This window comes from Yersinia sp. KBS0713, assembly GCF_005937895.2.
Lineage (GTDB): Bacteria > Pseudomonadota > Gammaproteobacteria > Enterobacterales > Enterobacteriaceae > Yersinia > Yersinia bercovieri.
Map to the genome: position 1 here is coordinate 1720174 of NZ_CP042173.1, position 11037 is coordinate 1731210.

An 11037-nucleotide genomic window follows, 5' to 3' on the forward strand; every position below is an offset into this window, starting at 1 on the left:
TAAGTCAGGCTGTGCCAAAATAGCAGGTTCGAAGGCACTCTTTTTACTGTAACTATCGATTTACTCGTCTCTATCAACGGCGATAAATCAATAGTTATAGATATACCCAAAGTCATTGGCGGAGCAGTTGTTCATGCAGGATCGTAATTTCGATGATATTGCCGAAAAGTTCTCCCGCAATATCTACGGTACGACGAAGGGAATGATTCGTCAGGCGGTGGTTTGGCAAGATATTACCGAGCTGTTAGTGCAGTTACCGCAACGGCCGTTACGGATTTTAGATGCCGGAGGCGGCGAAGGGCATATGGCATGTCAACTGGCGGCATTAGGCCACCAGGTTCTATTATGTGACCTCTCTGCTGAGATGATCCAGCGTGCTAAAGCCGCGGCTCAGGAAAAAGGTGTGAGCCACAACATGCAATTTGTACAAAGTGCGGCTCAAGATATCACCCGACATTTAGAACAGCCGGTTGATCTGATATTGTTCCATGCGGTTTTAGAATGGATTGCAGAGCCACAAGAAGTTCTGCAAATACTTTTTAATGCGCTAAAGCTCGGTGGTGCGCTCTCATTGATGTTTTTCAATGCCAATGGGCTGGTAATGCGCAATGCAGTATTAGGTAATTTTCAGTTGGCGATACCGGGTTTAAAAAGGCGTCGACAGCGCTCGCTGTCACCGCAATACCCTTTAGATCCGCCGACGGTATATGGTTGGCTTGAGCAAATGGGTCTATCCATTAGCGGCAAGACGGGAGTCCGGGTGTTTCACGATTACATGAAAAATAAACAGCAACAAGTTGATGAGTTTGCTGAATTATTGGCGTTAGAACAGCGCTATTGCCGGCAGGAGCCGTTTATCAGCCTGGGGCGCTACGTGCATGTCTCGGCGTTTAAGCCGAATCTGAAGGACCCATTATGAGTGAATTTTCCCAGACAGTACCCGAACTGGTCGCCTGGGCGCGAAAAAATGATTTTTCGATTACTCTGCCAACGGAGCGTCTGGCCTTTCTTATGGCGATTGCCACCTTAAACGGTGAGCGGCTGGACGGTGAAATGAGCGAAGGGGAGTTGATCGATGCATTTCGTCACGTCAGCAAAGGTTTTGAACAGACCTCCGAAACCGTGGCGGTGCGGGCCAATAACGCCATCAATGATATGGTGCGCCAGCGGTTACTAAACCGATTTACCAGTGAAATGGCTGACGGCAATGCTATTTACCGTCTGACCCCATTGGGCATTGGTATCACCGATTATTATATTCGTCAGCGCGAATTCTCTACTCTGCGCCTGTCAATGCAGCTGTCTATCGTGGCGCAAGAGCTACAGCGGGCGGCAGAAGCGGCAGAAGAGGGCGGTGATGAATTTCACTGGCACCGCAATGTCTTTGCGCCGCTAAAATATTCAGTGGCTGAAATTTTCGACAGCATTGATATGACGCAGCGCCTGATGGATGAACAGCAGCATAGCGTGAAGGAAGATATCGCCGCGCTGTTGAATCAGGATTGGCGTGCGGCAATTGCCAGTTGCGAAATGTTGCTGTCAGAAACCTCAGGTACACTACGTGAGTTGCAAGATACGCTGGAAGCGGCAGGTGATAAGCTTCAGGCAAATTTATTGCGTATTCAGGAAGCGACCATCGGCAATGCCGGGTTGGATTTGGTCGATAAGCTAGTCTTTGATCTGCAAAGTAAACTTGACCGTATTATCAGTTGGGGTCAACAGGCGATTGACCTGTGGATCGGTTATGACCGCCACGTGCACAAGTTTATTCGTACTGCAATTGATATGGATAAAAACCGAGTATTCGCCCAACGACTGCGCCAATCGGTACAGAACTATTTTGATAGCCCTTGGGCCCTCACCTACGCCAATGCAGATCGCTTGCTGGATATGCGCGATGAAGAGCTGACGTTGCGTAGCGAAGAGGTCACAGGGGAGCTGCCGCCGGATCTGGAGTTTGAAGAGTTCAATGAGATCCGTGAGCAGTTAGCCGCCATGATTGAGCAGGCGTTGCTGGTGTATCAGCAGCAAAAAATGCCGCTCAATTTGGGGGAAGTGATGCGCGACTACCTCGCGCAATATCCGCGTGCTCGTCATTTCGACGTGGCTCGTATCCTGGTCGACCAGGCAGTTCGCCTTGGTGTGGCCGAAGCCGATTTCTCAGGGTTACCTGCCGAATGGCTGGCAATCAATGATTACGGAGCCAAGGTGCAGGCACATGTCATCAACAAATATTGAAGTAGTAATGCCGGTTAAACTGGCTCAGGCATTAGCCAACTCACTGTTTCCCGCGCTGGATAGCCAGTTACGTGCGGGTCGCCATATTGGCATTGATGAGCTGGATAACCATGCTTTTCTGATGGATTTTCAGGAGCAATTGGAAGAGTTCTATACCCGCTATAATGTGGAGTTAATCCGCGCACCAGAAGGTTTCTTCTATCTGCGTCCTCGCTCTACCACCCTTATCCCGCGCTCGGTGCTATCTGAGCTGGATATGATGGTGGGTAAGATCCTGTGTTATCTCTATCTCAGCCCAGAACGTCTGGCCCATGAGGGGATCTTTGCGCAGCAAGAGTTGTACGAAGAGCTATTGAGTCTGGCCGATGAGAGCAAATTGCTGAAGTTTGTTAACCAGCGCTCGACCGGTTCGGATTTGGATAAGCAGAAATTGCAGGAAAAAGTACGAACGTCCCTTAACCGGCTGCGTCGGCTGGGCATGATTTACTTTATGGGCAATGACAGCAGCAAGTTTCGTATCACTGAGGCGGTGTTCCGCTTTGGTGCTGATGTGCGCAGCGGCGATGATCCACGTGAAGCCCAGTTACGCATGATCCGTGATGGCGAGGCCATGGCGGTGGAAAACAGTCTGTCACTCCATGATGAAAGCGATGAAACTGATATCACCATGGGCAATACAACGGACAGTGCAGAGGATGAACAGGAATGATTGAACGCGGTAAATTTCGCTCACTGACCTTGGTTAACTGGAACGGTTTCTTTGCCCGAACATTCGATCTTGATGAATTAGTCACCACGTTATCTGGCGGTAATGGGGCCGGTAAATCGACCGCCATGGCCGCTTTTGTCACAGCATTGATTCCTGACCTGACGTTACTGCACTTTCGTAACACCACCGAAGCCGGTGCCACCAGTGGTTCCCGCGATAAAGGCTTACACGGTAAGTTGCGCGCCGGGGTCTGTTATTCAACTCTGGACGTCGTCAACTCTCGTCATCAGCGGATAGTGGTTGGTGTGCGCTTACAACAAGTCGCAGGGCGTGACCGTAAAGTTGATATCAAGCCTTTCACCATTCAGGGGCTGCCGACCGCTATCCAGCCAACGCAGATCCTTACCGAAGTGGTGGGCGAGCGTCAGGCGCGTGTGCTCTCATTACCAGAGCTAAAAGAGCGCGTCGAAGAGATGGAAGGGGTGCAGTTTAAGCAGTTTAACTCGATCACTGATTACCACTCCCTGATGTTTGATTTGGGGGTGATTCCGAAGCGCTTGCGCTCTTCTGCTGATCGCAGCAAATTCTATCGTTTGATTGAAGCCTCCTTGTACGGCGGTATCTCCAGCGCCATCACCCGCTCACTGCGCGATTACTTATTGCCAGAAAACAGCGGCGTGCGGAAAGCCTTCCAAGACATGGAAGCTGCGCTGCGTGAGAATCGCATGACGCTGGAAGCTATTCGCGTGACTCAGTCTGACCGCGACCTGTTTAAGCATCTGATCTCAGAGGCAACCTCCTACGTTGCCGCTGACTATATGCGCCATGCTAATGAGCGGCGCATTCACCTCGATGGTGCGCTGGTCTTGCGCCGTGACCTGCTTGCCAGCCGCAAGCAACTGATAACTGAGCAGTATCGCCATGTGGAGATGTCCCGCGAGCTAGCTGAGCAAAGTGGTGCAGAATCGGATCTCGAGACTGACTATCAGGCGGCCAGTGACCATCTGAGTTTGGTGCAAACCGCGATGCGCCAGCAGGAAAAAATCGAGCGTTATCAAGGCGATTTGGAAGAGCTGACCTACCGGTTGGAAGAGCAAAGTGAGGTCGTCGGCGAGGCTGGTGAGCAGCAGGCCGATAACGAAGCCCGCGCCGAAGCCGCCGAGCTGGAAGTGGATGAGCTGAAAAGTCAGTTGGCCGATTACCAGCAAGCGCTGGACGTCCAGCAGACCCGCGCCATCCAATACCAGCAGGCGCTGCAAGCACTGGAACGCGCGCGCGCGCTGTGCCAATTACCTGAATTAACAGCCGATAATGCCGAAGAGTGGCTGGAGACCTTCCAGGCCAAAGAGCAGGAAGCGACCGAATCCTTATTGCAGCTTGAGCAAAAACTGAGCGTTGCCGATGCCGCTCACAGCCAATTTGAGCAGGCGTATCAACTGGTGGTGAACATTGCCGGTCAGGTCAGCCGCAGTGAAGCTTGGCAAACCGCCCGTGAACTACTCCGTGACTGGCCATCTCAGCAACATTTGGCTGAGCGGGTGCAACCATTGCGTATGCGCTTGTCCGAACTGGAGCAGCGCTTACGCGCCCAGCAGGACGCCGAGCGTTTGTTGCAGGAGTTTTGCAAACGTCAAGGGCAGGTTTATCAGCCAGAAGAGCTGGAAGAGTTGCAGCGCGAGCTGGAGTCGCAGGTTGAAGAGCTATCCCTGAGTGTCAGCGATGCCGGTGAACGGCGCATGGAGATGCGTCAGGAGCTGGAGCAACTGAAGCTAAAAATTCAGGAGTTGACCGCGCGCGCCCCGGTTTGGCTGGCAGCACAAGATGCCCTGAGCCAACTTAGCGAGCAGAGCGGCGAGGCACTGGAAGATAGCCGCCAAGTCACGGAACACATGCAACAGTTACTGGAGCGTGAGCGTGAAACCACGGTTGAGCGTGATGAAGTGGCGGCGACTAAACGCGCCATTGATGCACAAATCGAGCGGTTGAGCCAGCCGAGTGGCGCTGAAGATGCGCGAATGATTGCGCTGGCCGAGCGTTTTGGTGGTGTGCTGTTATCCGAGATTTATGACGACGTCACTCTCGACGACGCCCCTTACTTCTCTGCGCTTTATGGCCCATCACGCCACGGTATCGTGGTGCCGGATTTGTCATTGGTGCGCGATCAACTGGTCGGTTTGGAAGATTGCCCGGAAGATCTCTATCTCATCGAAGGGGATCCGCAGTCATTTGATGACAGCGTATTTGCCGTCGAAGAGCATGACAAAGCGGTAGTGGTGAAAATCGCCGATCGCCAGTGGCGCTACTCTCGTTACCCAGAAGTGCCGCTGTTTGGTCGCGCTGCCCGTGAAAACCGCTTGGAAGCGCTGTATCAAGAGCGCGACAGTTTGGCTGAACGCTACGCCACCTTATCATTTGATGTGCAAAAAACGCAGCGTCTACATCAAGCATTCAGTCGCTTTATTGGCTCCCATCTGGCGGTGGCGTTTGATGCAGATCCAGAAGCTGAAATTCGTTTGCTGAATACCCGTCGCGGTGAAATAGAACGCGCACTGAATGCACATGAAGATCAAAACCAGCAGCAGCGCCAGCAGTTTACACAAGCCAAAGAGGGAATTTCGGCCCTTAACAGATTGATTCCACTGGTTTCACTGCTACTGGATGATACCTTAACCGATAGAGTCGAAGAGATAACCGAAGAGTTGGCAGAAGCACAGGAAGCGGCCCGTCATATCCAAAAACATGGCGCGGCTCTAACCAAACTTGAACCGCTGTTGGCGGTGTTGCAAAGTGATCCGCAGCAGCACGAACAGTTGCAGGAAAACTATGCTTTGGCCCAGAACAGCCAGCGCCAGGCGAAACAGCAAGCTTTCGCCCTGACCGAGGTGGTTCAGCGCCGTACGCACTTTAGCTATACCGACTCTGCGGGCATGTTGACGGAAAACTCAGATCTTAACGATAAGCTGCGTCAGCGCTTAGAGCAGGCCGAAGCGGAACGCAGCCGTGCTCGTGAGCAGTTACGCCAATATCAGGCGCAGTTTACCCAGTACAACCAAGTTTTGGCTTCGCTAAAAAGTTCTTACGACGCCAAGCGTGAGATGCTGAAGGAGCTGAGTCAGGAGCTGGTGGATATTGGTGTTCAGGCCGATGCCGATGCAGAAGCTCGCGCCCGCACCCGCCGAGATGAGTTGCATGCCGCACTGAGCACTAACCGCTCGCGACGTAATCAGTTGGAAAAACAGATCACCTTCTGTGAAGCCGAGATGGATAGCTTGCAGAAGAAACTGCGCAAGCTGGAGCGCGATTATTATCAGATTCGCGAGCAAGTGGTCAATGCCAAAGCGGGTTGGTGTGCGGTGATGCGGATGGTGAAAGATAATGGCGTTGAGCGCCGCTTGCATCGCCGTGAACTCGCCTATATGGATGGTGACGAGCTGCGGTCAATGTCGGATAAGGCGCTGGGGGCATTGCGTCTGGCGGTTGCCGATAACGAACATCTGCGTGACGTGCTGCGTTTGTCAGAAGATCCGAAGCGGCCTGAACGTAAAATCCAGTTCTATATCGCGGTGTATCAACATCTGCGTGAGCGCATTCGTCAGGATATTATTCGTACTGATGATCCCGTCGAAGCCATTGAGCAAATGGAGATTGAGCTGGGCCGCTTGACGGAAGAGTTGACGGCGCGTGAGCAGAAATTAGCCATCAGTTCCAAAAGTGTGGCAAATATCATCCGTAAAACCATTCAGCGCGAACAGAACCGTATTCGTATGCTGAACCAGGGTTTACAAGCGGTCTCATTTGGTCAGGTGAAGAGTGTGCGGCTGAATGTTAATGTGCGTGAAGCTCACTCTACCTTGCTCGATGTCCTATCCGAGCAGCAAGAGCAGCATCAGGATCTGTTCAACAGCAACCGTCTGACCTTCTCGGAAGCGCTGGCAAAACTGTATCAGCGCCTGAATCCACAAATGGATATGGGGCAGCGCTTGCCGCAAACCATTGGTGAAGAGCTGCTAGATTACCGTAACTATCTGGAGCTGGAGGTCGAGGTTTACCGTGGTGCGGATGGCTGGTTACGTGCAGAGAGTGGTGCATTATCGACCGGTGAAGCTATCGGGACCGGTATGTCTATTCTGGTGATGGTGGTGCAGAGCTGGGAAGAGGAGTCTCGCCGCTTGCGTGGTAAAGATATTTCTCCTTGCCGTTTGCTGTTCCTTGATGAAGCGGCGCGTCTGGATGCGAAATCTATCGCGACATTATTTGAACTGTGTGAGCGATTGGAAATGCAATTAATTATTGCAGCACCAGAAAATATCAGTCCAGAGAAAGGGACAACCTATAAATTGGTACGAAAAGTCTTCCAAAATCATGAGCATGTACATGTGGTTGGCTTAAGAGGCTTTGCGAATGAAATACCGACACTGCCGGTTGAACAACTGCATGGTGGTTAATAGTTGTTCAAATAAAAAGCAGCAATAATTAATCCTACTAAATAGCCGCGTAAAACCGGCTATTTTTATTTCTGCCACATCTTGCGGGTTATATTTTATAAGTGCAGAAAATCTGTTAGCGTAAAGTAATGGTTAAAAATATAGCGTTGGCTACTCACAAGGGCATTTCAGTTTGTATAATCATATTAATGCCCAAAATTTAGAGAGAGCAGCTAATACCGCTGCAATGTCAAGGAAGAAGGGTAACGACAAACTATGGCGTATTTAGATAGTCAGCATACCGGGGGCATAGAATGTCGATAGGGAAACGAAGTCCGCAACGCGCATTAACGTTATATTGCGCTTTAATTTGCAGCCTGATGCCACTATTTACCGCATCGGCAGCGGCACCGATCACAGCAATAGACTCATCTTCAGTGTTGTCTCCGAGCCGTCAGGTGATCCCGGCGACATCAAATATGTCGGTGGCACAAAGCCGTTCACAGTTATTAGCAATATTGCCTAAAACGATTACACCTTTTTATGCGTCTGATTTGGCACTTTTATATGCTGAAAATGCGATGCAACCTATGTGGCAGGATAAAGTTGCCACCCAGCGTTTTCAGCAACAATTAGCCGAAGTGGCGCTCTCCGGTATTCAACCGCAATTTATGCAGTGGGTAAAATGGTTAAGTGATCCTGAGATGACCGGCATGGCCCGTGATATTATTTTATCGGATGCCATGCTGGGGTATTTGCACTTTATCTCAGGTGTGAATGCCAACGGCAGCGTTTGGTTGTACAGCAATGTGCCTTACAAGATGGCGATGCCACCCGCCACCGCGCTAAATCGCTGGAAGCAGGCAGTACAAGAGGGGAGTTCCGCGGCTTATCTGGCGTCATTGGCCCCTCAGCATCCTCAATACGACAAAATGCACAAAGCGCTGAAACAGATGCTGGCTGATCGGCGACCCTGGCCACAGCTGTCCAATGGCCCGAGCTTACGTCCGGGGCAGCTCAGTGATGATATTCCGGCGCTACGTCAAATTCTCGATCGAACCGGCATGTTGCACCCTGTGGCCGCGACGCCGGTAAAAGCGCCAGAGGTTATCCCTGTTGATAATCCTACGGTTGCCGCAGTCAATGACGACCTCTCTGTTGATGAAGAGAAAACCCGCGCTCAGGCCCACAGTCTGGTGGTTAGCCCATCAGCGGCACCTGTTGCTGATATTCCGGTCACCGGAGGGGCTATCACGCCGCCATCTGCACCGTTAACAACTATCGCTACACTTACCGACAATGTCTACACGCCCGAGTTAGTGGCGGCCGTCAAACGTTTTCAACTGTGGCATGGGTTGAGTGATGATGGGGTGATTGGCGCGCGCACCCGCGAGTGGTTAAATGTTTCACCACAAACGCGGGCTACCTTGCTGGCACTGAATATTCAGCGCTTACGTATTTTGCCGGGGCAGGTTGATAACGGCATCATGGTTAACATTCCAAACTATTCGCTGAATTATTATAAGAATGGTGCGGAAGTGCTCTCATCCCGAGTGATTGTTGGCCGTCCAAGCCGCAAAACACCGCTAATGAGTAGCGCGTTAAATAATGTGGTCGTTAATCCACCGTGGAACGTACCGACCTCTCTGGTACGCCAGGATATCGTGCCAAAAGCACGCTATGACGCGGGCTACTTCCAACGTCACGGTTATACCGTGCTGTCTGGGTGGAGTAATGAGGCTGAAGTCGTTGACCCATCAATGATCGATTGGAGCATGATTTCACCTAATAACTTCCCTTATCGTTTGCGTCAGGCCCCAGGTGCCAGTAATTCATTAGGGCGATTCAAATTTAATATGCCAAGCTCTGATGCTATCTATCTGCATGATACGCCGAACCATGGGCTGTTCCAGAAGGATATCCGCGCGCTAAGTTCCGGCTGTGTGAGGGTGAATAAAGCCTCTGATTTAGCCAATATGCTATTGCAAGATGCGGGTTGGAATGATGCGCGGGTCTCATCGACCCTGAAGCAGGGCGATACCACTTACGTCAATATCCGCCAACGTGTTCCGGTACAATTGTATTACCTAACAGCATGGGTTGCTGATGATGGTAAGCCACAATTTAGAACAGATATTTACAATTATGATAAAACGGTGAGATCCGGTGCACAAATCTCACCTCAAGCTGAACTTTTGCTGCAATAAATGCAGTAAAACTCAATAACTAATGGTCTTAATATCGGGTTATCGTCGGGGGGGCCTAAACCAAGGCTCCCTTTAACCGAACATCAACGCACAGTGAATGCGGGCCGAATGCGGGTTGACTGACTTTCCGTAGGCGGTTATGGTTCGGAGCGGCACATTTAGTGCTTTCTTTTGACATTATTGCCAGGTATTAACAGAGAACATGGATAAAATTGATAATCATCGCCGCAAGTGGCTAACATTAGGCGGGGTGGCGCTGGGTATGTCGCTACTACCGGGGCAAGCATTTGCTACGCTTTCGACTCCTCGCCCACGTATCTTGACCCTGAATAATTTGAATACAGGCGAGTCCATAAAAGCAGAGTTTTTTGATGGTCGAAGCTATAACAAAGACGAACTTTCCCGCTTAAATCATCTATTCCGCGATTATCGGGCCAATAAAGTAAAAACCATCGATCCACGCCTGTTTGATCAGCTATATCGTCTACAAGGTCTTCTCGGTACAACTAAACCGGTGCAGCTTATTTCCGGTTACCGCTCCCTTGATACCAATAATGAGCTGCGTGAACGCAGTCGCGGTGTGGCTAAGCACAGTTTCCACACGCAAGGGAAAGCGATGGATTTCCATATTGAAGGTATTCAACTAAGCAATATCCGCAAAGCGGCATTAAAAATGCGCGCAGGTGGTGTAGGATATTACCCTCGCAGTAACTTTGTGCATATTGATACCGGGCCGACTAGAACCTGGTAACGCGAATTTTTATGCCAATGCATTGAACGCTGCATTGGGGGTGGAGCTTATGAAATATCAAATTATTCCAGTCACGGCCTTTAGCCAGAACTGCACCTTAATCTGGTGCGAAGCCACGGGGCAGGCTGCATTGGTCGATCCCGGCGGTGATGCAGACAAAATCATTGCTGAAGTGGCACGCCAAGGGGTCAACGTGAACCAGATTTTGCTGACCCACGGTCATCTGGACCATGTAGGGGCAGCTGCTGAGTTAGCTGCACATTTTGATATCCCTATCTATGGCCCTGAGAAAGAAGATATTTTTTGGTTGGAAGGGCTACCTGCCCAGAGCCGAATGTTTGGGCTAGATGAGTGTGAAACTTTTACCCCAACTCGTTGGCTGGAAGAGGGTGATAAAGTCACCGTCGGCGAAATAGAGTTGTCAGTCCTGCACTGCCCTGGCCATACGCCGGGGCATATTGTTTTCATTGACCAGCAAGGTCGCCTGGCGTTAGTGGGTGATGTTATCTTTAATGGCGGGGTTGGGCGCAGTGATTTTCCGCGTGGTGATCACCAGCAATTGATCAACTCCATTCGGACTAAATTGCTGCCATTGGGCGATGATATAACCTTTATCCCCGGCCATGGCCCAATGTCTACACTAGGGCATGAGCGGCAGACTAATCCATTTATACGTGAAGAACCTGCTATTTGGTGATGACAAATATT

The 11037-nt window shown here is 50.9% G+C and carries 7 protein-coding genes; all 7 read left to right on the forward strand.

What is annotated here, in order from left to right; genetic code table 11:
- The first annotated feature begins 133 nt into the window (after positions 1 to 133).
- The 7 genes from cmoM (at position 134) to FFE93_RS08125 (ending at position 11026) form a co-directional block, all read left to right on the forward strand.
- Positions 134 to 919: a tRNA uridine 5-oxyacetic acid(34) methyltransferase CmoM gene (cmoM, locus tag FFE93_RS08095; RefSeq protein WP_138775021.1), complete on the forward strand. Its 786-nt coding sequence runs from the start codon at positions 134 to 136 to the stop codon at positions 917 to 919.
- On the forward strand, positions 916 to 2238 hold the full coding sequence (gene mukF, locus FFE93_RS08100) for a chromosome partition protein MukF (protein WP_032813150.1): 1323 nt from the start codon (positions 916 to 918) through the stop codon (positions 2236 to 2238). The genes cmoM and mukF overlap by 4 nt, the downstream gene beginning before the upstream one ends.
- On the forward strand, positions 2219 to 2947 hold the full coding sequence (gene mukE / locus FFE93_RS08105; RefSeq protein ID WP_049601407.1) for a chromosome partition protein MukE: 729 nt from the start codon (positions 2219 to 2221) through the stop codon (positions 2945 to 2947). Before mukF ends, mukE begins: the two co-directional genes overlap by 20 nt.
- Positions 2944 to 7392 carry a chromosome partition protein MukB gene (gene mukB, locus FFE93_RS08110; RefSeq protein WP_049601404.1) on the forward strand — a complete coding sequence of 1483 codons (4449 nt, stop codon included), beginning with the start codon at positions 2944 to 2946 and terminating at the stop codon, positions 7390 to 7392. The genes mukE and mukB overlap by 4 nt, the downstream gene beginning before the upstream one ends.
- A 293-nt stretch (positions 7393 to 7685) precedes the next feature.
- Complete coding sequence (gene ldtD, locus FFE93_RS08115) at positions 7686 to 9578, forward strand: L,D-transpeptidase (RefSeq protein WP_049601401.1); 1893 nt, start codon at positions 7686 to 7688, stop codon at positions 9576 to 9578.
- A 202-nt stretch (positions 9579 to 9780) separates the two neighbouring features.
- Entirely contained in the window at positions 9781 to 10329 is a 549-nt protein-coding gene (locus FFE93_RS08120) for a YcbK family protein (protein ID WP_005278337.1), read from the forward strand.
- A gap of 49 nt (positions 10330 to 10378) precedes the next feature.
- Positions 10379 to 11026: an MBL fold metallo-hydrolase gene (locus tag FFE93_RS08125; RefSeq protein WP_005278338.1), complete on the forward strand. Its 648-nt coding sequence runs from the start codon at positions 10379 to 10381 to the stop codon at positions 11024 to 11026.
- Positions 11027 to 11037 lie beyond the last annotated feature (11 nt).